General features: G+C 61.6%; 15 protein-coding genes. 9 read left to right on the forward strand and 6 right to left on the reverse strand.

Features of this window, described 5'->3' with window-relative positions:
- Window positions 1-1,626, reverse strand: a complete 1,626-nt coding sequence (gene serA / locus VHX65_12555) for a phosphoglycerate dehydrogenase (protein ID HEX3999374.1) — start codon at window positions 1,624-1,626, stop codon at window positions 1-3.
- 1,100 nt (window positions 1,627-2,726) lie between these two features.
- Complete coding sequence (locus VHX65_12560) at window positions 2,727-3,986, reverse strand: hypothetical protein (protein ID HEX3999375.1); 1,260 nt, start codon at window positions 3,984-3,986, stop codon at window positions 2,727-2,729.
- Between the two features lie 422 nt (window positions 3,987-4,408).
- Between VHX65_12560 and VHX65_12565 the strand changes: the two genes are divergently transcribed.
- From VHX65_12565 to VHX65_12580, 4 genes are all read left to right on the forward strand, one after another.
- Window positions 4,409-4,822 (forward strand): hypothetical protein, encoded by a 414-nt coding sequence (locus VHX65_12565; protein HEX3999376.1) that lies wholly within the window; start codon window positions 4,409-4,411, stop codon window positions 4,820-4,822.
- A 264-nt stretch (window positions 4,823-5,086) separates the two neighbouring features.
- Window positions 5,087-7,129 carry a M13 family metallopeptidase gene (locus tag VHX65_12570; GenBank protein HEX3999377.1) on the forward strand — a complete coding sequence of 681 codons (2,043 nt, stop codon included), beginning with the start codon at window positions 5,087-5,089 and terminating at the stop codon, window positions 7,127-7,129.
- 110 nt (window positions 7,130-7,239) lie between these two features.
- Window positions 7,240-8,088 (forward strand): alpha/beta hydrolase-fold protein, encoded by an 849-nt coding sequence (locus VHX65_12575; protein HEX3999378.1) that lies wholly within the window; start codon window positions 7,240-7,242, stop codon window positions 8,086-8,088.
- Between the two features lie 87 nt (window positions 8,089-8,175).
- Entirely contained in the window at window positions 8,176-8,532 is a 357-nt protein-coding gene (locus tag VHX65_12580; protein ID HEX3999379.1) for a cytochrome c, read from the forward strand.
- 83 nt (window positions 8,533-8,615) lie between these two features.
- Here the strand turns inward: VHX65_12580 and VHX65_12585 are convergent, their stop codons facing one another.
- Window positions 8,616-9,503 (reverse strand): DUF3472 domain-containing protein, encoded by an 888-nt coding sequence (locus VHX65_12585; GenBank protein HEX3999380.1) that lies wholly within the window; start codon window positions 9,501-9,503, stop codon window positions 8,616-8,618.
- An 87-nt stretch (window positions 9,504-9,590) separates the two neighbouring features.
- Here VHX65_12585 and VHX65_12590 point away from each other — a divergent pair, with 87 nt between their 5' ends.
- From VHX65_12590 to VHX65_12605, 4 genes are all read left to right on the forward strand, one after another.
- Window positions 9,591-10,811 (forward strand): sialate O-acetylesterase, encoded by a 1,221-nt coding sequence (locus VHX65_12590; GenBank protein ID HEX3999381.1) that lies wholly within the window; start codon window positions 9,591-9,593, stop codon window positions 10,809-10,811.
- A 303-nt stretch (window positions 10,812-11,114) separates the two neighbouring features.
- Complete coding sequence (locus VHX65_12595) at window positions 11,115-11,612, forward strand: hypothetical protein (protein HEX3999382.1); 498 nt, start codon at window positions 11,115-11,117, stop codon at window positions 11,610-11,612.
- A gap of 359 nt (window positions 11,613-11,971) precedes the next feature.
- Window positions 11,972-12,481, forward strand: coding sequence for an RNA polymerase sigma factor (locus VHX65_12600; protein HEX3999383.1), 510 nt, complete (start codon window positions 11,972-11,974; stop codon window positions 12,479-12,481).
- Window positions 12,482-12,564: 83 nt separating this feature from the next.
- Window positions 12,565-14,916: a hypothetical protein gene (locus VHX65_12605; protein ID HEX3999384.1), complete on the forward strand. Its 2,352-nt coding sequence runs from the start codon at window positions 12,565-12,567 to the stop codon at window positions 14,914-14,916.
- A 216-nt stretch (window positions 14,917-15,132) separates the two neighbouring features.
- Here the strand turns inward: VHX65_12605 and VHX65_12610 are convergent, their stop codons facing one another.
- Genes VHX65_12610 through treZ form a run of 3 tightly spaced genes read right to left on the reverse strand, consistent with a single transcriptional unit; the run spans window position 15,133 to window position 21,071 of the window.
- On the reverse strand, window positions 15,133-17,202 hold the full coding sequence (locus VHX65_12610) for an amylo-alpha-1,6-glucosidase (GenBank protein HEX3999385.1): 2,070 nt from the start codon (window positions 17,200-17,202) through the stop codon (window positions 15,133-15,135).
- Window positions 17,203-17,239: 37 nt separating this feature from the next.
- Window positions 17,240-19,123: an alpha-amylase family glycosyl hydrolase gene (locus VHX65_12615; GenBank protein ID HEX3999386.1), complete on the reverse strand. Its 1,884-nt coding sequence runs from the start codon at window positions 19,121-19,123 to the stop codon at window positions 17,240-17,242.
- A 22-nt stretch (window positions 19,124-19,145) separates the two neighbouring features.
- Window positions 19,146-21,071: a malto-oligosyltrehalose trehalohydrolase gene (gene treZ, locus VHX65_12620; GenBank protein ID HEX3999387.1), complete on the reverse strand. Its 1,926-nt coding sequence runs from the start codon at window positions 21,069-21,071 to the stop codon at window positions 19,146-19,148.
- A gap of 200 nt (window positions 21,072-21,271) precedes the next feature.
- Here treZ and VHX65_12625 point away from each other — a divergent pair, with 200 nt between their 5' ends.
- Entirely contained in the window at window positions 21,272-22,141 is an 870-nt protein-coding gene (locus VHX65_12625) for a Ku protein (GenBank protein ID HEX3999388.1), read from the forward strand.
- Window positions 22,142-22,177: the final 36 nt, after the last annotated feature.

Raw genomic sequence — 22,177 nt, forward strand, 5'->3', positions numbered from 1 at the left:
TCACTGCATCCATGCCGGAAGTTGACCGGCGGCGGGAAGGCGGATCACCGTGGCGCTACGGATGTCGGGCGAGCCGGTGACTTCGGCGAGCGCGGCGGCCGACGGCTCCTGGTCGAGATTCAACACGCCGACGGCCTCTCCGCCCGGGCCGGCTCGGCCGACGGCCATTTGGGCGATGTTGATCTGCTGCCGGCCGAAAATCGTGCCCACGCGACCGATGATGCCCGGCACATCGCGATGCGTAAAGATCAGCAGGACGCCGTCCAAAAATGCTTCGAGCCGATGGTGATCCAATTCCACGAGCCGCGGCATATCTTGGCCCAGGATCGTGCCGGCCGCGCGGTGATTGCCCGACGCGGTGATCAATTCGACGGTAATTAGCGAGCTAAAAGCGCCGAGATCGGCCCGTGATTGCTCGACCACCTCGATGCCCCGTTCGCGGAGCAGCAATTCGGCGTTGACGAGATTGACCTCTTCCTCGAGCGCATTTTCGAGCAAGCCGACCGCGAACGCGGCCGTCAGCAGTTTCGTGTTTTTGCCGGCCACTTCGCCCCGATAGTGCAACACGCAGCGCTTCGGCGCCGAACGGTCCCATTGGGAAAGCAGCAAGCCGAGCCGATGGGCGACGTTCAAATATCCGCGCAGGCTTTCGAGCGTTTGCCGATCGAGCGGGTTCATGTTCACCGCGTGGCGCACGGCGCCGGTGGTGAGGAAATCGACCAGCAAGCCAACCCCTTCAACGGCCACTTGGGTTTGTGCTTCTTCCGTGCTCGCCCCGAGGTGCGGAGTGCAGACCACGCCGGGCAAGCCGAACAGCGGGTTATCGGTGCAAGGCTCGGCGGCATAAACATCGAGCGCCACGCCCGCGATCCGTTTTGCCTTCAACGCCTCGGCAAGCGCCGCTTCATCGTAGATTCCGCCGCGGGCACAATTCACGAGCCGCGCGGTCGGCCGCAAAAGTTCGATTTCGGCGTGGCTGATGAGATTGCGAGTTTCCTCGGTGAGCGGAGTGTGGACCGTCAGATAATCGATCTCCGGAAGCATGGCCTGCACGCCGTCGGCCGGCTCGACGCCCAATTCTTGCGTGCGGTCTCGCGAGAGAAACGGATCGAAGCCGAGCACGCGCATCTCGAAGGCCTGCGCCCGTTTGGCGACGGCTTGCCCGATCCGGCCCAGGCCGACGACGCCGAGCGTTTTGCCGGCCAATTGGGCCCCCATGAATTTGTTGCGGTCCCAGCGGTGCTCGAGCAGGCTTTGGTATGCCGGGGCGATATTTCGCGACATGGCCAGCATCATCGCCAGCGTGTGTTCGGCGGTGCTGACGGTGTTGCCTGCGGGCGTGTTCATCACGACGATACCGAGCCGCGTGGCCGCTTCGCGATCGATATTGTCGGTGCCCACGCCGGCGCGAACGATCGCTTTGAGCCGATGATTGCCGGCCAAAGCGTCGGCGGTGATTTTCACGCCGCTACGGCAGATCGCCCCTTCGAACTGCGCGAGCGCTTCGCGTAGCGCGTCGCCTTTCAGCCCAGTGCGCACTTCATAATCGATCCCCTTGGGCTTGGCGGCGTCGAGCAGAGCCAAACCGTCGGGACTAAGCGTATCCAAGACAATGATGCGTGGCATGATGGATGGCGAGATGCAGGTTGTTGGAACCGAATGGTGAAATGGCGATCGTTGAAAATCGGCGAGCGGCCGCCCCCAGTCGCAATCGGCAATCCAGCAGAATAGAACTCGACCGGCAAGCGGTCAAGGCACCGGCCGGGGCTCGTGAACTGAGGATTTCGATCGAAGTTGTCCGCGGAGCTTAGCAGGCCAGACTTAATCTCATAACAGTAGCCCGAAGCGTTAGCGACGGTGGACTCCGTTGGGGAGTTCGCCCTCGCTAACACCGTAATCCACGGTGCATGCGGCTGTGCCGCCACGTAGCGAGACCAAGCCGCCATGGCGGATTTTACCGCCGAGTGAAATCGTTCCGGTGACTTGCTGTGCCTCCACGTACCGAGATCAAGCCGCCATCGCGGGGCTTCCTCGCTGACGCTTCGGGCTAGTGTGCTGGTTGGTGAGTTTCGGAGACAAAACCTCGTATATTCGGCTCATAGGTCCGCAATCGCACCCTTTCCGAGACGCCTCCGCGCGGGGGTCGCGGTCTGCGTAGGCCTCCGCTCCGCGGCGGCGCAAGTTTCGTGGCGCAAAAAAACGACCGACGGCCCTCTCCGTTTCCGAAGAGGGCCGTCGGCTTGCGCTTCCGCGCCTCGCGCTGCCGCCGACCAGATTGCTGCGGCCGAATTGCTGAGCGGACCGGATGCCGTTCAGGGATGCCTTCGGCCACGACGACTTCGATCAGGGTGCCGATCCAAAGTGCCGATCATGGTGTCGATCCAGGATGTTGCCGATCCGGCTGCGATCTCTCATGTTGCAAATCTCGATGCTTTCGATCTCGCGACGACGGCGAGTGGCGGAGCGTCTATCCGGCTTGCCGGCCGTGAAGTGCAGGTCCTTACAACAAGGAGATGGCGAAACGACGGCCGCGCCCGACAGGAATTTTGAAAAGTCCTGAAAGATTTCTTGCCCAGCCGGTGATGTGAGAGGTTGGCGCGAAGGCGTAGGTCGGGCTTTCCGGCAGCCCCACTGACCTTGCGAGACGGCCACCGACCGCCTTTACCACACCCTTGCTCACGCTGCGGGCTCGGGAGCCGAAATCCCCTTGCTCGCGCCGCGGGCTGTTAGAATCGCCGATCGAATTGGGCGGTCGCTTCCGAATCGAATTCTCGGTCGCGCTCCGAGCCCGTCAGTGGCACGACCCCGGCCAGGGTCAGCATCGAGCATGGGCCCATTTGAAAGTGCAAGCCCGCGGTCAGGTTCAGGCAATCGGTGCCGGCATAGAGAGGTTGAATCGCACCGTCGACGCCACGATAATTTTGCAGGTTCGTGGTGTAGTGCAGTTCGACCACGGGGGCAATGCCCGTCAGATATCGTCCGCACGCCGGTTCATCCCGGAACAGCCAATAACCGGTCGAGAGATCGAGATACAGCAGGCTCGGATCGCGGAAGCGGCCGAGGTACGGATCCGTGGTCGGGAAATGTTCATAGACCGGGTCGCCGTTGGTATCGAAATCAGCCTGCACGAAGCCGATTGCGAAGAAATCGCAGTTCGGTGCGAAGGCAAATCCCACGAACGGCGCTACGTGGACTGAATCGTTCCGCACGGTTATCGAATCCGGATCGTTGACGAATCGCGCATTCGGCGCCGTCGGCAGGTCGACCATGGAGCCGGCGGCCACAGCCAGCCCTTCGCTTTGGTAGATCAGGCATTTTAGTGTGAGCGCCATATTGCCGAACACCGTGCCTTCGCTCGCGCCCGCTGGGCCGCCGAGGAATTGCGTATCATTAAGACCCGTGTCGATCGGCGTCTCGACTTCGATGGAGCACCAGCCGTCGAAAAAGGTCTTTTCCACGCCGAACGTAAACCGGTTCAGGCCAATGAACGCCCCGCTGCCGGTTTGCACCGCGCGGTCGAAATAGTTGTAGTCGAAGAAGACACGGTCGGTGGGAACGGGACTGGTGTCATCGCCGATTTTGGCATAACCGTCGCCCCCCGCGAGCGGAATCGAAGCAGGATAGCGACCCAAGAGGCCGATCGCGTAACGGCCCGTCGAGGGTGAATCGCCGATCATGTCGGGCACGCTGGCAAGGCTATAGGCCAGCAGCGAACCGTTGTCGGGCGGCGGCGCGTTTTGCGGCGCCGGCATCGAAGCCGGAGTGTTTTGCCCCGGATTCGAAGGAGTCGCCGTGGGCGACGGCGGAACGTTGCTGCCCGGCGTGGGCGCGAGGCTTGGAGCGGTCGGAGCACGATCGTCGATTGCGGGCGGCAATGGCGCCGCGGGCGGAGCAGCTTGGGCCAGGGCGGTGCGGGCAGATGCTAGCAACACCGCGCCTACCAAAAGCAAATACAGTGTCGAGCGCGATCCATCGCGGCTCAGCATGGCGAACTCCCCAATGACCGAATGGCGGTTGAAATATTCGGGCGGCAATCCTATCCGTAGGTAGAGCCTCCTACTTGTGCATCGGCCGCGCCTAGTGATGATGGTTAGGCAAACCCCGCGGCCAGGGCAGTGCCATTCGCCGCCAGACGATATGAAACGGCAAGTTTGCCGCTTGGGCAAAAAGCGTCATGTTTTTCGCACCGTTTCAGAGGCTATCCGATCGGCCAAACCGTTGTCGTTGGCTTGCCAGACCAACACGCTAAAGCGTGAACTCCAACGGTTGGCGTTCACGCTTTAGCGTGTGACGCCGCTTGCTAGCAATCCCCACGATCGCCAGCCCCGGTCATCGTCGTATTGTCGGGCTCGACGTTGACCCAATATTCCGGCATTGCTACTCTTCGCGTCTCTTCAAGGAACTCGGCATGCCAATCAAAATCGCAGCGCTTTTGGCTTCGTGCTTTCTTAGCTTCGGTTGCACGGAGATGAATGTCGATCGCTTCCGGGTGGTCGATGCCATTGATGGCCATCCGATCGACGGTGTTCACGCCACGGGAAGCCACGACGCGTGGCAGCCGAGTGCCTTCCTTGGCGTGCCGGTCCTGTGCCAATCGGAAACCAAGTATGCCGCCAGCGACAACAGCGGCCTCGTTCAATTCGACGCCGGTGGCGGCGGACAGTCCGACGTGAAGTTCGAAAAGGCGGGATACAAACCTTGCGACGTCGCCTCGAGCTGGCCAGGCTACCGAGAGAGTGGATGGTTCAATGGCCTGCGGTGGTTCCGCTGGGAAGACCAGGCCACCGCGGTCGTCAAGCTTCAGCCACTCCGGCACGACTGATCCGCCGTCGTGTGGCACTGGCAAGCGCAGTCTGTCAGTGGCGATGCCGCGCGGCAGTTCCTGCACTGGCAGGCTGCGCTTGCCGGTGGCACCCTGTCTCCAGTCGGAAAATCGTGCGGGACCCAATCCGAAGGCGGGAAACCGCCCGCCTGCCACTGGCTTTGCCGGTGCTTCTTTGTCAAACTCACGCTTGACCAGCCCGACGGCGGTCCACAGGGCAGAACCTGTGGTATGGTCCGTGATTATTGGCAACGAGAGGCAACCATGCACTTGCGGCGCCCATTCGTTCTCCTGGTCATCCTGGCTCTCTCTCTGGCCGCCGGCACTTCATCGTCGGCAACCGAGCCGGCGCTAGCCAGCGGCATCGATCGGGCAAATTTCGACACGTCGGTTCAGCCCGGCCAAGACTTCTTCGAATACGTCAATGGCGGTTGGATCAAACGCAATCCGATCCCCGCGGAATACAGCCGCTGGGGAGCGTTCGCAAAGTTGCACGACGAAAATCTGGTCGAACTGCGTGCCATCGTCGAAGAGCTTTCCAAGCGGTCCGAACCGCTCGACGCGAATCGCCGCAAACTCCGCGATTTCTACCACACCGCAATGGACGAAGCACAGCTCGAACAACAAGGCATCAAACCGCTCGCAGGCGAATTGCAGAAAATCGCTGCGATCCACGACCGAAACGATCTCGTTGCCGAACTCGGCCATCTGCGGGCCCGCGGCCTGTCGTCGCTCTTTGCCTTCTACGTCGATCAGGATGAAAAACGAAGCATTCGCTACGTTGCGTACCTGCGGCAAGGCGGCCTGGGGTTGCCCGAGCGCGACTATTACCTCGGCCAAAGCGAATATTTCAAGAAACTGCGCGGCGAGTACCGGGCGCACATAGCGAACATGCTCATGCTCCTTGGCGACTCGCCGGAGACGGCCGCCAACGCCGCGGAAGCGATTACGAACATCGAAACACAACTGGCCAAGGCATCGCGCTCGCCCGTCAAGCTCCGCGATCGAGAAGCGCAATACAATTTGAAATCGCGCCCCGAGCTGAACACTCTCACGCCGAGCCTCGATTGGAAGCTGTATCTAAAGCCGATCGAACTCGAGCAACTATCGGAGGCGGTGGTCGGCCAACCGGAATTCTTCGAAGCCCTCGACGGCATGCTGTCGTCGATTCCGATCGCCGATTGGCAAAGCTATTTGCGCTGGCACCTGATTCATTCCACCGCGGTATATCTGAGCGATGCGATCGAGCAGGAGAATTTTCACTTCTACAGCGAGATTTTGCGCGGCACCAAAAAGATGCAGCCGCGATGGAAGCGCGCCATCGGCACGCTCGATGGCCTGATGGGCGAAGCGCTCGGCCGGCTTTATGTCGACGAGCATTTTCCCCCGTCCGCCAAAGAGCGCATGGACCAGCTCGTGAAAAACGTCCTCGCCGCTTATCGCCAGCGGATCGAAGCGGTCGATTGGATGGGCCCGCAAACCAAGGAGCAAGCCCTGGCGAAGTTGGCCTCGGTGATGACGAAAATCGGCTATCCCGACAAATGGCGCGACTATTCGTCGCTCCAAATCGGCACCGACTCGTATGTCGAAAACGTGCTGCGGGCGCGGGCCTTCGATTCGCAATACGATCTGTCGAAACTCGGCAAACGGGTCGATCGCACGGAGTGGGGCATGTCGCCGCCGACCGTCAACGCTTACTACAATCCGACGATGAACGAAATCGTCTTCCCGGCCGGTATCTTGCAGCAGCCGTTTTTCGACGCCGCGGCCGACGATGCCGTAAACTATGGCGCGATCGGCGCCGTCATCGGACACGAGATCACGCACGGGTTCGACGACCAGGGAAGCCGATCCGACGCGGAAGGCAACTTGAAAAACTGGTGGACCACCGAGGATCGCGAGCGCTTTAACGCCAAGACGGAAAAGCTCGTCAAGCAATACGACGCCTGCGTGGCCATCGACGATCTGCATGTCAACGGCCGGCTGACGCTCGGCGAAAATCTAGCCGATCTCGGCGGAGTGACGATCGCCTATGCCGCCTACCAACGTGCGCTTGCGGGCAAGCCCGCGCCGCGGATCGACGGCTTCACCGGGCCGCAACGTTTTTTCATCGGCTTTGCCCAAGTGTGGCGAGGCGAGAGCCGGCCGGCGGAATTGCGAGTCAGTCTGCGGACCGATCCGCATTCGCCGCCGCGATTTCGCACGCTGGTGCCGCTATCGAATATCCAAGCGTTTTACGATGCGTTCGACATCAAACCTGGCGACGCGATGTACCGCGCCCCGGCCGACCGAGTACAAGTCTGGTAGCGCACACGCACACACACACAAGCCCGAAGCATTAGCGAGGCTGCGCGCCGCCGGAAGCCTAATCCCCCTACCTCCTCACAACCAATGTTCCAATGTCCGAGGAAACCGTTATGAAAACGACCCTGCTCGCCACGACGCTTGTTCTCTTCCTCTCGATCTCCGCGCGGGCCGATGTCTCGGCGTCCGGCTCGCCCGGCGATCTGCCGCCGGCCCCAAAGGGATTCGACACACCGCGCGACAACATCGAGCATGGCAAGATCGACACGATCGAATACGACTCCAAAACCGTCGGCTCGAAACGTCCGCTGGTGATCTACACTCCGCCGGGCTACTCGAAAGACAAAAAATATCCGGTGCTCTATCTCTTGCACGGATCAGGTGACGATGAAACCGGCTGGCTCAAAAAAGGCTCGGCCGCGGTGATTCTCGATAACCTCTATGCAGACAAGAAGCTCGTGCCGATGATCGTCGTCATGCCGAACGGCTTCGCTCGCAAGCCGGGCGCCGAGCCGGCCCCTGCCGAAAAAGGCCGCGGCCGCAACAATGCCTTCGAAGACGATCTCCTGCACGACATCATCCCGTTTGTCGACTCACATTATCCGGCCATTGCGGATGCCGAGCATCGCGCGATCGCCGGCTTGTCGATGGGCGGTGGACAGGCGCTGCGAATCGGCCTCAAGCATCTCGACACATTCGCCTGGATCGGCGGTTTTTCCTCCGGTCTTCACGGCAAGCAAACCGGTCTGATCCCCGACGCAACGGCGGCCAGGCAACTCCGCTTGCTGTGGCTTTCGTGCGGCGATCAAGACCGCTTGATGGAAGCGAGCAAATCGCTGCACGATTCGCTCGACGAGCAGAAAATCGCCCACGTCTGGCACATCGACAGCGGCAAGCACGAATGGCCGGTCTGGAAAAACGATCTGTATCTGTTCGCGCCGATGCTGTTTCGGGATAAGTGATCGATTCCCGTTGCCGGCGATCACGGTTTTACGCTATCCTTCCGCCGCGATGCGGTCTGCTATCGCGGGGACAAGGAAGGATCATTGATGGGCGATTCGGCACGACATCGGTTGACGGCGACCGTGTATTCCGCCGCTGCCCTGTTACTGACGGTCGGCGGGTGCCATTCGGTGCCGGTGGATCAACTGGCGCCGCTGGTCGGTCAGATCGCCGTGGATCCGGCGAATGTGCCAGAATATGAAATTGGGCGCGCAATCTATGTCACGCGGTGTGCGAAATGCCACGGCGTGAAGCCGGTCAATGCTTATGCGGCTCAGGATTGGGCCAGCCGAATCATGCCCAAGATGGCCCGCAAGGCCAAGCTGACGCCCGAGGAACGCGAAACCGTGTTGGCATACGTGCTTGCCGCCCGTGAAACGCGGCCAGCATTGGGAGTCCGTTAGAGCTTCTTTGAACCACGGCCCATCTGACCGAATCTCGAATCGCTTCTTTCTTCGTATTCGCGTCCTTCGTGTCATTCGTGGTTTCACTGCTTCGTTTCTTTGCCCACCGGATCGGCCTTCGGAACGCCTTTGAGTTCCGCGACCAGTTTCGCAGACAGCGGGCGGTTGGAGATCGGTTCGAGCGTCTTGCCCTTCCCGCCGTACACCGGCTTGCCGTATTGCTTTTCGAGTTTGGCGAAGGTGGTGTCTAGCTCTGCGGCGCTGCCGGCCGCGAGGAAATAAGCATCGTCAAGCTCGCCCCACGTGCCGTCGCCGACGGCTCGGCGAAGGCATTTCAATTCGCCCGGCCCGGTGCCGAGCCAGAGCCGATAGATGGCCAGCTTCGGTGCACCGCGATCCTGCCCGGTGAAGTTTTCGAGAAACGAATTCATGCCTCCGCCGATGGTGGCGACGCTCTTCTTGCCGCCATTCGGGCAATTGATCGTCGCGCTGTGTAGCCATTTCTTCTGCGATCGATCGTAGACATAGTAGCGGGCGTCGGTCGTGTCGGGATGCTGCCCCGTCGATTTCTGCACGAAGAACTGAAACGTCTCGTCGAGCTTCCAGGGCCAGAGCATGTGCGTGTGGGCGCCTGTGCCCTCGCCGCCGAAACGATTGAATTTCGTTTGCGGATCGGCCGCCGTCACGCGCGGATGCAGCTCGGGCGTCGTGTCCCATATGGAGAAGATCGTCCGCCGTTCGGTCGGGCTGTTGTGCTGAATGCCGCAATAGCCGCCGGCCGGCTCACCAGGATGCCAGTTAATGCCGCAATAATAAATGCCCGGATGCGTCGCCAGCACGGTGATTTCGCCGTAAACGCAAGTATCGTGCTCACCGGCCGATTTCCACCAGAGATGCTGGGCCCGTGCGTTGGCCGCAAGGAGAACGCAGGCGAAGCCCAAACCGATTGCAACGATCTTCGCTCGGATCATCTGGTTATTCCTTGTTTGAAAACGCTCGATGGGAAGTGGTTGTGGTAAGTTATAGATTCGATATCGTAGCTTCAGCAACCGAATCGCATGATTAGCAACATTTGCTTCGCGCTTGCCGGTGTCCTCGTGCTTGTGCCATGCGGCTCTGCGCGGGCCGCGGCCTTGGATTCCCCACTGGATTGGCAAATCGCGCAGCGCGACGCGCGGGGATCCGCGAACATTCGGATCGCGGGAACTTGCCCCACGAAGACCGGCCTTGTCGAAGCAAAGGCAGAGTTGGCGGTGGGGCACAACGGAAAATCCACCGGCTGGACCGTCGTGGCGCGCGGTCCACAGTTGAAATTCGCCAAGCCAGACGGTGGCTCGAGCGGCACGTTCCGCGGAAGCATCCAATTGGCCGCGGGCGGTTGGTACACGCTCAAGGTGCGATTTCGAAAAGCCGCCGACGAGCCGACCGCCGCAGCGCCCGCCCTTCTCGGGGAAGCCACTGTTGCCCACTTCGGCGTAGGTGAAGTGTTCGTCGTCGCCGGGCAATCGAACTCGGCAAATCATGGCGAAGAACGCCAAAAATCGCTTACCGGGCTCGTGGCGGCCTTCGACGGTTCGCGCTGGCAACCGGCCAACGATCCGCAGCCGGGGGCAAGTGGCGGCGGCGGCAGCTTCATGCCGCCATTTGGCGATTCAATCAGCGCGAAATTCAAAGTGCCGGTGGGGATCGTGGCCTGCGGCATCGGAGCCACGAGCATCCGCGAGTGGTTGCCCAAGAACACGAAATTTCCAAATCCGCCGACGCTCACCGGCCGGGTGCAAAAACTTTCCAGCGGCCAATGGGCAAGCGATGGCCGAGCCTTCGACATGTTCGTCGCACGGATGAAACAACTCGGCCCGCACGGTTTTCGCGCCGTGCTTTGGCATCAAGGCGAATCCGACGCCAATCAAGCCGATCCAAGCCGCACGCTGCCGGGCGATCTCTACCGGCAATATCTCGAACAGTTGATTAAGGATTCGCGCCGCGAGATCGGTTGGGACGCCCCATGGTTCGTCGCACAAGCGAGCTATCACACCCCGGCCGACCCATCGTCGCCGGAAATCCGGGCGGCCCAAAAGGCGGTTTCTGACGACGGCATCGCTCTGCTCGGCCCAGACACCGATGCCCTCAAAGGCGAGCTGCGCGAGCAGCATGGCCGCGGCGTCCATTTCAGCGCCCGGGGTCTGCGCGAGCACGCCGCCCGCTGGTTCGAAAAAGTCGCCCCCTGGCTCGCAAAGCAGCCGGGAGCAGGGCCCGGTGACGGCGCGGCCGCGAAGTAATCTCGCCGTGTTGTCTTTCTCGGATGACGGGGATTGCAAAGCATTCCTAGGGGGGAGCCGTCGCTCTTATGTGCCCCCCTGGCTCTGCCAGTGTCGAGATCTTCAAAAACTCCTGCAATGGCCGCGCCTGTGGCACACGAAGACATGCTCCTGCCAGATACTTCAGCCTGCTAGACGATTCCGAGAATTTGGCCCGCGAGGCTGTAACACCCGCCGCGCTTTCTCGCTATGCAGAGTGTGGGAAGCAACGACGTACCCAAAACAAATCAAAAAACGCTGCACATTAGAAAGGATGGGTGGGTTATGAGCCGCTTTACAATGAGTCTCGCCGCGGTGGGTTTCGTGGGATTGCTCGCCTTTCAGGCCGCGACGGCCGAGGCCAAGGCCCCGCTGGGTGGCGCCGGTCGGGCAATCACGGCCCGCGGCGTCGATCGCCAAACCAACGTCGCTTCGAATCGAAATACGAACTTCAAGACGATTACAAAACTGATCAACAAGCCGGCCATCAAACCCATCTTCACCACGATGCCCTATCGGCTCGAAGGACTGAAGAACGGCGGCAAGGTGTTTGGCCAACTGCCGTTCGGTGGTCCGTCGCGCGGACACGGCCTGGTCGTACTCCCGAAGCCCACCCCGGTGACGTGGGGCGGAAACCCGCCGCGGGCTCCGCAACATGGTTGCGACCACAATCACGACCACCATTGTGACCGCGGATTCTTCACCGACATTTGCTACTGGAACTTTTGGGGCTTCACCAGCGACTGTGCCTACGATTGCGACTACGACTTTTGCTGCCAGTAAGTCGCGTGAGCAGCTAAGCAAACACCACTCGCATGAATCGGGACCGATCTCCCACGAGGTCGGCCCCGATTCTGTTTTGATGGCCGCGATACGATCGGCGTGGGCCATCGAAAATCGCAAATCGCGGCGGTCGGTGCTTGCTTCGTCGACGGCCGGCGGGTTAACCTATCTGATGGCAAGCATTTGGCTTGCGATAACCCATGCTTGATTCACTGGTTACGGCGTGGTTGCGGTTGTCCGTAGGGCGATGATCGCGGTGGAATAACTCGGGCGGTTTCTTCCGAATCTATGTCGGGCGCTCGAGGTGGGCAGGCGGCCCATCCGCAGGCAAGGCAGAATTTTTGGCTGGAGCGGCGACCTTGGCGCTGGTACAGGCCGATTTTAATCGCTGGGTGGCGGAGCATGGTCCGGCCCTGTATCGGATGGCGTATCGCCTGGTCGGCGATCGGCATGAGGCTGAAGACTTGCTTCAAGAGGCGTTCCGTTCCGCCTGGAAAAGCCGAAAGCTGTTTCAGGCCGACCGTGGTGAGCGTGCGTGGCTGGCAGCCATTCTGCGGCGGCGGGTCGTCGATCATTGGCGGCATCGCGGTTCGCAGCGATTTCGGCAAATCGAAGGGATCGCTGAACCGGGCGGTCCGGGCGTGGATCCGTTGGCCAACGATTATTCGGACGAGATGCAAGGCGCGTTGGATGCGATCGCCCCGGAACTAAAGGAAACGCTGTTGTTGGTGGTCGTCGGCGAATTGACGCACCAAGAGGCGGCCGAGGTGCTCGATGTGCCGTTGGGAACCGTGCTATCGCGCGTGAGCCGAGCACGGACGAAGCTGAGAGACCTGTTACTGGCGCGGGCCAGTGCAATGAAAGGATAGGGTCAGGGGATAGGGTTAGGGGTTCGCAACATGAAGGCGTTCGCGTCCATAACCCACTACCCCAACGCTAGTTAGGTATTGCTGTGTCGGAACATGAAACGCCAAATTCGATCGATCGCCGGTTGCGCAATGTCGCGCTGCCGCCGGGGCTGTTGCCTCGGCTGCGCGAAATTGCCGCGACGGGAGATGTCGAGTTGGATTTCCTGATTCGCACCGTGCCCCTGCCCGAGGGAACGCTCGATCGGCTGCGGGCGATCGGCTCGCTTTCGGATTCCGATCTCGACGGCGAACTGCGCGACGTCGAATTGCCGCGCGGGATGCGGCATCGGATCGATCGAGCGGTGCGCTGGGAGGTACAGCGAGCGCGGTTGATCGGCTGGGCGGTCGCTGCGTCGTTGTTGGCAATCGTCACCGGCCTCGCGATTTGGTCTAGCACCGATCGGAAGGTGGCTCAGCAGACGAATCAGGCAAATCGTTCGTCGCTCGATCGTCAAGCACAATCGGGCGGCACTGGCCAACCGGCGGATTTCAATCCATCGCACGCCGTGCCGGCAAAGTTTGCAGGCCAGCAATCCGGCGATCTGACGGCAAAGGGCAGCGCGGGTGGTCATGCCGTGCCCCGAGTGGCGGATGCGGTCGGGCCTCCGTCATCGAAGCTGCCGACGAGATATCAATCGAATGATCCCGTTGCGAATAATCCGGCAGCGAATGATCCGGCAGCGAATAATCCGGCAGCGAATAATCCGGCAGCCGCGACTGTCGCGGAAAGCGGCGTGCCGACACCGGCGAATCCGGAGGATGCCGCCGGTTCCGCCGATTCACCGGCTGTTGCCGAGATGCCGTGGATCGGCCAGCAGAGCATCTTCGGTGGGCCGGTTGCGGAATTGCCGCCGAATTTGAGGCTCGTGCAAGCGCCATTGGCTCGCGGGGTGAGCGGGCCGCGCGTTTCGGGCTACGATCTGCTGTCGGAGTTGCGTTGGGGGCGGCATCCTTTCGTCGTGCCGTCGCTGAATCCCGTTTTGCGGCAAAGCCGAGTGCCGATTTGGACGGGCACTTCGAGCTATGAACTTGCATGCCGGTTGGTGGCTCATGGGCGGTTGCCTCCTCCGGCGCAAGTGCACGCCGAAGATTTTTTGGCTGCAATGGATTATGGCTTCCCGCTTCCCAGCAGCGGTCCGCTCGGGATCCGAACGGCTGCGGGTCCGGCTCCCTGGGGTCCGCCGGGCATGGGCCTGATGCAAATCGGCGTTCAAGCCGCAAAGCTGCCGAGAGACGCGGCGCATGAAACGCATTTGACATTGGTGCTCGACGCTTCCGCCGCGATGCGCGAATCGGGGCGAGCCGATCTAGTGCAACGGGCTCTGAGCCAATTGGCCGAGCAGATGGGGCCGCGCGATCGGGTGTCGATCGTGGCATTCAATTCGGCCGCAAGGTGGTTGCTGCGGAATGGGGATCAAGCCGCGATGCAGCGGCTTCTCGCGACGTGGAATGAATCGCATTGGGCCGGTTCGGCAGTCAGCGGTTCGGCTGAGAATTACATGCCGCTCGACGGGTTGGCCGACATGGCTGCCGGAATCGAGCTGGCAGCCGGTTCCTTGCGATCGGCGAGCGATGCGAAAGCACCCGCGAATGCGAGCCAACGCGCGAACGAGAGAGTGGACCAGAATGTTGCCGAGAAAATGGTGCTGGTCGCCGATAGTCTCGAGCCGATCGACGATCGCTCGTTGCCGCGGCTGCGCGATCTTCTCCACAAAACGGTCGGCGGCGGCGCGAAATGGGAAATGATCGGCCTCGCTCAAGATCCGCCCCTTAGCCCGCAGTGGGACGAATTGGCCGAGATCGGCGGCCATGCGGTGCGACAGGCCAACACGCCCGACGAATTGTTTCAGCGCCTGAGCGAAACGCTCGCCGGGCGGTCGCAGGTGGTGGCGGCAAGCGTGGAAATGAAAGTGACCTTCGATCCCGCGGCCGTGAGCCGTTATCGGCTGATCGGCCATGAAATCGGCGCCGGCGGCGGATTGCTGGGAGCACCGCTCGAAGAAGATTTGCGATCGGGTCAAGCCGCGACAGCCCTCTACGAAGTGGAACTGAAGCCGGACGGGCCAACGGAAGTTGCCTTCGTCGAGGTGTCGTGGCGAGACCCGGTCGGCGACGCGCCGCGGCATATCCGCCAGCCGATCAGCCGGCTGCAATTCGTGGCGACGTGGCGCGAATGTGCGTTGCCGTTGCAAACGGCAGCCATCGCCGCCGAAGCGGCCGACGTGCTGCGCAATTCGAATCTGCTGCCTGCCAACGCCCATGTGCTCGATCAAGTGGCCGAACTCGCGGCCGAGATGAATCCGGCCCTGGCGAACCGGCCGAGCGTGGTGCGACTGAAGCAAATCATCGAGCAAGCCCGAACCGCCCGCCCCGGAAGCATTCGCGGTGGATCGTAGAGCGATCGCTGAAGGGCACTTCGGCTGCCTGGCGGCGCTCAACACGCGGCAGCACGAACGTAACATCGGGCCTGCGACCGTCCCTCGCTAACGCTTCGGGCTAGTGTTCGGGTTGGCGGCGTACCTCGTAGCCCACAGCGTTAGCCAGGGACGGGCAACCAAACGGCGACGCTTTTCACCATCCGCACCCACTAAGCAATCGCAGATGGTTCCTTGTCAGCGTTGCGGGCTCGAGGGTCCGATGTCGAACTCGATCGGGGTGGTGCGGACCACCGCGCGCAGCACTTCCGCCACGCTCCACGCCTGCGCCGCGCAGCCGCGGGCGGTGTACGGCGCTTCGGCGTCGAAGATCTCGCTGATCGAGCCGAGGCAGGCTTCGCCCAAATGCGCGGAAAAGCCGGTCAGGAATTCGCGCGCCGTCGCAATGCGATCGGGATAGACCTTTAGCCAAGCGTCGATGAACGGGCCCATCAGCCAAGCCCAAACAGTGCCCTGATGGTACGCTGCGTCACGGGCGCGCAAATCGCCGTCGTAGCGCGGCTGATATTCCGGTTCGCCGGGGGCTAAAGTGCGCAGGCCCATCGGTGTGAGCAATTTCTGCACGACGACGTCGAGCACCGGCCTCCAGCGCCGATCGTCGAGAACCGGATTGGGAAGCGAAATCGCGAAGATCTGGTTTGGCCGCATGGACGGATCATCTCCCTTTTCGCCGTCGACCACGTCGTATAACCAGCCGCGATTCTCGCACCAAAATCGCCGATTGAACGATTCGCGAGCGCGATCGGCGTGGCGCGTCATTTCGTCGGCCGTGGCCCGTTCTTCCATATCGCCGAGCCAGGCGGCCATCAGCCGCAGGGCGTTGTACCAAAGGGCATTGATCTCGACCGGCTTGCCACGGCGCGGGGTGACCACCCAGTCGCCCATCTTGGCGTCCATCCACGTGAGCTGGTAACCAATTTCGCCTTCGCGCAGCAGACCATCGTCAGGGTCCATGCCGATGCCGAATCGCGTTCCGCGGAGGTGATGGGCAATGATGTCTTTCAGCGTCGGCATGAGCAGCTGCAAGGTGGGCCGATCGCCGGTGGCTTGCAGGTAGCGGTCGAGGGCGTGGAAATACCAGAGCGTCGCATCGGCGGTGTGGTATAACCCCGCCTTTTCCCCTTCGGGAAATAGATTCGGGATCAGTCCATCGCGGACATATTGCGCGAAGGTGCGCAGGATATAGCCCGCTTCGGTTTGGCGGCCGGTGCGGAGCGTGAGCCCTTCGAGGCTGATCATCGTGTCGCGGCCCCAATCGGTGAACCAATGGTATCCGGCGATCACGGAGCGAATTTCATCGCCGGCGGCGTGGCTGCGGACGGCATCGGCGAGTCGCGTCGTGGGGGTGATGATGAATTGATCCGCCGCGAGGACCAGCTCGGCGGCAAAGCCCGACTGCGCTCGCGGATCGGCACCGACCAACAGACGTTGGCGGCGTTCGGTTTCGGCGGTGATCGCTGCCGCCGGCGGCACGGCGAGGATCGTCTCCCACGACTCGCTCGACGCGATGAGCGTGATCTGATTGCCGGCTGAAAGATCGGCTCCGAAATGGCCCGGCGACCAGAGCGATTCCCGATCGTCATAGCCGCGTTCGCGCTCGACGGCATATTCGCTTTCCGACATCCGTCCGCCATCGAGCACCAACACGCCCGGATGACCACAGAGTTGCATCCGCAATGGCGGCAGGTTCGGCGAGTTGATTTCGTAGCGGCCTTCCGCCGCGAGCACGGAATAAGGCTTAGCCGACTGCATGTCGACCGGCTCGTGATGTGGCCGGAAGTGAAGCCACGGGCGCAACCGCAGTCGCACCGGCTTGTTTCCTTCCAGCAGCCTGTAGGTGAGATGCACCGTATTGCTGCGGTAGGGGAGCAGGATGCGGCGCTCGAGCACATGCGATTCGACTTCGTAGTGCCAAACAGGCAAGCCGAATTCGAGCGAGAAGCTGGCGAGCGTCGCCGCCTCGGGCGACGTCGAATCGTGAAGCGAATCGCCGCTGAGGATCGCTCGGGTGCCGTTCGGCAAGGAAATTTCTTCGGCGATATGGTTGAACATCATCATTCGGCCGAAGGGAGATTGCAGCGCGGCCACGAGCAGCCCGTGATATCGCCGAGTGCAAATTCCCGACACGGTGCCGGATGCGTAGCCGCCGAGGCCGTTGGTCACGAGCCATTCGCGCCGCAACAGTTGCTGCGAATTGTGGCGTTCGGCGAGCGACCACGGCGTGCGATGAATGGTGGGCAGTTTCATCCGAGATAGGGCTCCGTGTCGTGAGCGAGGGATCCCCTCATTCGATAAATACAGGGTATAGCACAACTGCCGTTTCGCCGGGAATATGCCAGCCTTCGGGTGTGTCGAGCGGCGGGGTGCCGTTGCCGCCATAACGCGGGTCTTCGCTCGACCACAAGATGCTCCAGCGGGCGCCGCTCGGCGGCGCGATCAATGGCTGTCCGATCGATTCGCGCCGCAGGTCGCGGCCGAAATTCACGATCGCTAGTCGAGTCGCTTCGTCATCGGAAAGAAATCGCAACAAGAACGCGTCGGGGCCAAGCGTTGCGCCGTGAATTCGAGTCGCATCGTGCCGGGAGAGAACTGGATCTTCGCGCCGCAAGCGGAGCAAATCCCGATGCATTTCGTACACTTGGGCGTGCCGCCGGCGATCGCCGAAATCGAGCTTGCAGCGGCGGAAGACCTCGGGGTCGCACGGTTCCGGCAGTCGCGATTGAATTTCCGGCAACGCGTAGGAGCGGAACTGCGAGAGAAACTTCGCCCGGCCTCGGGCGACTCCAGGGGCCTCCTGCGCCGCGCAATCGTTGAAATAACAAAACGGCGCCGACGAGGCGAATTCCTGCCCTTGAAAAAGCATCGGCGTTTGCGGCATCAACAAGAACAGCGCAGTCGCTGCCCGATACCGTCCGCGGCTCGTCAATTCGTGCGCTCGCAATCCGGTCGGCGAATTGGCCAACTGATCGTGGTTTTGCAAAAAGTTGATGAATCGCTCGGCGGGGATATCGAGCGCCGGGGAGCCGCGTGGGCCGTCTTGCCATGCATAGCGCTGACCCTGAAAAAGGTAGCCCCACTTCGCGCAGGCGATGAATTCCTCGGCCGAGCCTTCGTAGTCGCTATAATAGGCTTCGCGGCGGCCGGTGAGCCGCGCCATTGCCGTGTGGTGGAAGTCGTCGTTCGCGAGCGCGTCGAGTTCGCAGCCCCCTGCGTCAACCGGGCGGAGCAATTCGGCCCGCTGCGGCTCGTTTTCGCCGGCCACGATGACGCGGCGCGCGCCGGCCGTTTGGCGGGCCTCGCGGGCCAGCTCGCGCAAGATGTGGCTTATCGAATGGTCGTGGAACGCTTGCGTGGCGTCGATGCGCATCCCGTCGAGATGATATTCGCCGACCCAGTGCTTCACATTCGCGAGGAAGAATTCACGGACCGGACCGGATTGCTCGCCGTCGAAATTGATCGCCGAGCCCCATTCGTTCTCGTAGCGCTGCGAATAATAGGCGCCGGAAAATGGCCGCAGCAGGCGCTCGCCGACGGTTCCGAAATGGTTGTACACCACATCCAGAATCACGGCGATCCGATTGCGGTGTGCTTCATCGACGAATCGGCGGAAATCGTCGGGCAGGCCATAGAGATGCGTGGGGGCGAATTGATTCGCGTTGTCGTAGCTCCAGCCGAAGCGGCCTGGAAACTCGGCCACCGGCATCAACTCCACGACCGTGATTCCCAGCGACGCCAGCTCCGGCAACTGCGTTGCCGCGGCGCTCCAAGCGCCCTCCGGAGTGAACGTGCCGATGTGCATTTCATAAAACACCTGACCGGAGATCGACGGTCCGGACCAGTCCGAATCGTCCCATCGATAGCCGCTCGGATCGACCAATTCCGAGGGTCCTTCGGGCCCTTCGGGTTGGAACCGGGACGCGGGGTCGGGCCACAGGTCGTCGCCCTCATCCAGGCGGAAGCGATACCGATCCCCGACCGTGGCACTCGTCGCGAAGCCCGAAAAATATCCCCCCTCCTCACGTGCCAGTTTCACCGCAGGGCAGCGTCTTGGCGCTTCGAACTCGATTTCCACGCTTTGGCAATCCGGAGCCCAAACCCGGAAATGCACTCCCTCCGGCGCGAGTTCGGCGCCGATCGGAAGTTGGCGGGTGAGGGCGTGGGTAGCCATGGGAACGGTCGCGATTTGGGTTCTATCGAGGCGGCGTCGATTCCTCGGCGTTTTGCGGCGATAGAACCAGCGTGGCGTGGGCAGGCAAATACCATTCGGTCTGGAGCAATGGCGGAGTGCCGCAACCGCCGTAACGCGGATCTTCGCTCGACCACAATAGCTGCCAATCCTTGCCCGGCGGCAACGCCAAAAGCGGTTCCGATGGCGGCACGAACTCCAAATCGCGGCCAAGATTCACCAGCAACAATCGATCGTCGCCGTCTGCGCCCAGATATCGCAACATGAAGGCTTCGGCCGCGAGCACCGCCCCGTGCACCCGATCGGACCGCTGCGCGGCAAACACCCGGTCTTCCCTTCGCAAGCGAAGCAGATCGCAGTGCAAGGCGTAGGCAGCCGCATGGGATTCCCGTTCGCGGAGATCGAGCTTGCATTGGGCAAATGTGCCTGGATCGCCGGGATCGGCGAAAAAGCTCGCGGCATCGGCGCCGGTCAGACTGCGAAATTGCCGCAGCGATTCCTGCCGGCCATCGCGCACGAGGCTACCGAGTTCGACGTCATGATCGGCGAAAAACAAGAAGGGCGCGGAGGCACAAAATTCCTGTCCCTGAAACAACAGAGGCGTGCCGGGAGCCAAGAGCATTAACGCCGTTAGCGCCCGATGCCGGCCGAGCGAGCCGATCTGATGCGCCCGCAATCCCTGCGCGGAATTGGCGACTTGATCGTGGTTTTGCAGAAAGATGACGAACTGCGATCCCGGCAGGTCGAATGCCGGCGTGCCGCGGCGATGCTCTTGCCGAGCGTTCCATTGGCCCTGGTAGAGATAACCCCACTTCACCGCGGAAATTAATTCTTGCGGCGTGCCATGGTAATCGCCGTAGTAATATTCGCCATGGCCGGTGAGCGCGACACGGGCCGCATGATGAAAATCGTCGTTCCACGCGGCATCGAGACCAAAGCCGCCTTGGTCTGTCGGTCGCAGCAGCCGCGCTTCTTGAAATTCATTCTCCGCGGTGACGATTGTCTTTCGAGATCCAGCGGCTTCGCGAACACGGCGGGTGATCGCGGCAAGGATGTGATCGGGCGAATCGTCGACGATCGCCTGCACCGCATCGAGCCGCAACCCGTCGAGATGAAATTCGTCGATCCAATATCCCGCGTTAACGATGAAAAACTCGCGCACCGGATGGGAATTGGCGCCATCGAAATTGATGGCGTCGCCCCAGTCGGTGCGATGGCGTTTGGAAATATAGTCGGCCGAGAATTGCCCAAGGTAATTGCCCGAAGGACCGAAATGGTTGTAAACGACATCCAAGATCACGCCCATGCCATGCCGATGCGCCTCGTCGACGAAGCGGCGAAAATCGTCGGGCGTGCCGTAAAGCCGCGTCGGCGCAAACAGGTCGACGCCGTCGTAGCCCCAGCCGAATCGCCCCTGAAACTCGGCCACGGGCATCACCTCGAGCACCGTAATCCCCGTTTGCGCCAGTAGCGGCAATTGCTCGATGGCGGCTGTCCAAGTTCCTTCCGGCGTGAAAGTGCCGATGTGCATTTCGTAAATGATCTGGCCCAATCGCGAAATACCTGGCCACGCCTGGTCGTGCCATTGATACATCGCCGGATCGACGATTGCCGACGCACCCTCGACACCATCGGGTTGCCAGCGGGAGGCCGGGTCGGGGTAGCAATCATTGCCGTCGTCGAGGCAAAAGCCATATCGCCAACCGGCGACTGCGTCCGGCAGGAAGCCGCTGAAATAGCCGTCAGCCTCGGCCGTGAGGTTTACCGAAACACCGGTGTATGCGGCGCGTGTCGGCGTTTTCCGCCGGTTTGCGGATGGATTGTCGTCGCTCGCACTGCGCTCAAGGACGACTGCCACTCGCTTGCGCCGCGGCGCCCAAACGCGAAAATGCACGCCACCCCCCGCCCGGCATTCGGCGCCGATGGGCATGCGGCGACTCGCTAGTTCGCGGGTTTCCTGCAATATCGACGTTTCGTCTGGCCGTTCGGTGGTCGTCTGCATTTTCACGGGCCTATGCAATGTCCGTGCCGCGCCCAGCGACCGACTGGCCACAGGTCTTCCCCCGTCCGGCCCAGCTTTTGCTAGCATTGCTAGCAATCTTTTCCTGCCAGTCTCCCAGGAAGGCCATCATGCCGCGCCCGAGTTGGAAAGGTTATCTTCGCTTGAGCCTCGTGTCGGTGCCGGTGGAGGCGATCAACGCCATCGCAGCCGAGGAGGCCGAGGTGACGCTGCATCAACTACACGCGACTTGCCATAGCCGCATCCGCTATCAAAAGGTGTGCCCAATTCACGGCGAGGTGCCCAATGATGAAATTGTGCTCGGCTATGAGCGCGAGAAGGGGCAATACGTAGTCGTTGAAAAGGATGAGGTCAAGGACATCAAGGGAAAAGCGGAAAAGGCGATCCAAATTGATACGTTCGTCTCGCCCGATTCGATCGATCCCATGCAGTTCGAAGGCCGGGCCTATTATCTCTTGCCGGACGGCCCGATCGGACAAAAGCCTTACGCGGTCCTGCTGCGCGCCCTGGCGGCCAACGGGTATGTGGGCATCGGTCAGGCGGCGCTGTTCGGCCGGCAGCGGTTGGTGGCCGTGCGGGCGATGAAAGACATGCTGTGCCTGGAGATGCTCTATTTTCCGCACCAGGTCCGCTCGCCCGAGTCGATCGCTCCCGATGTTCCCCGGGTGGAAGTGTCGAAAGAAGAACTCCGGCTGGCGACGACATTGATCGAAGCCACCACTTCCGACCAATTCGATATGGCGAAGTATGAGGATGAATACACGGCCAAGTTGAAACGCTTGATCGAATCGAAAATGGAAGAGGAGCCGAGTGTCTCGAGCCCCGCCGAAAAGGAGCTGCCGCTCATCAACTTGATGGATGCGCTGCGGCGGAGCGTCGCGCAACAAAACCGCGCGAAAGGCAGCGGAGCGAAAAAGACCGCAGCCTCCAAACCGACCCCAGCCCACCGCCGCCCAAGCGGCAATCGCCGCGCAAGCTGAATACGAAATACGCGGCCAAGCAGTGGAACGGGGCCA

It is taken from the genome of Pirellulales bacterium (assembly GCA_036267355.1).
Lineage (GTDB): Bacteria > Planctomycetota > Planctomycetia > Pirellulales > DATAWG01 > DATAWG01.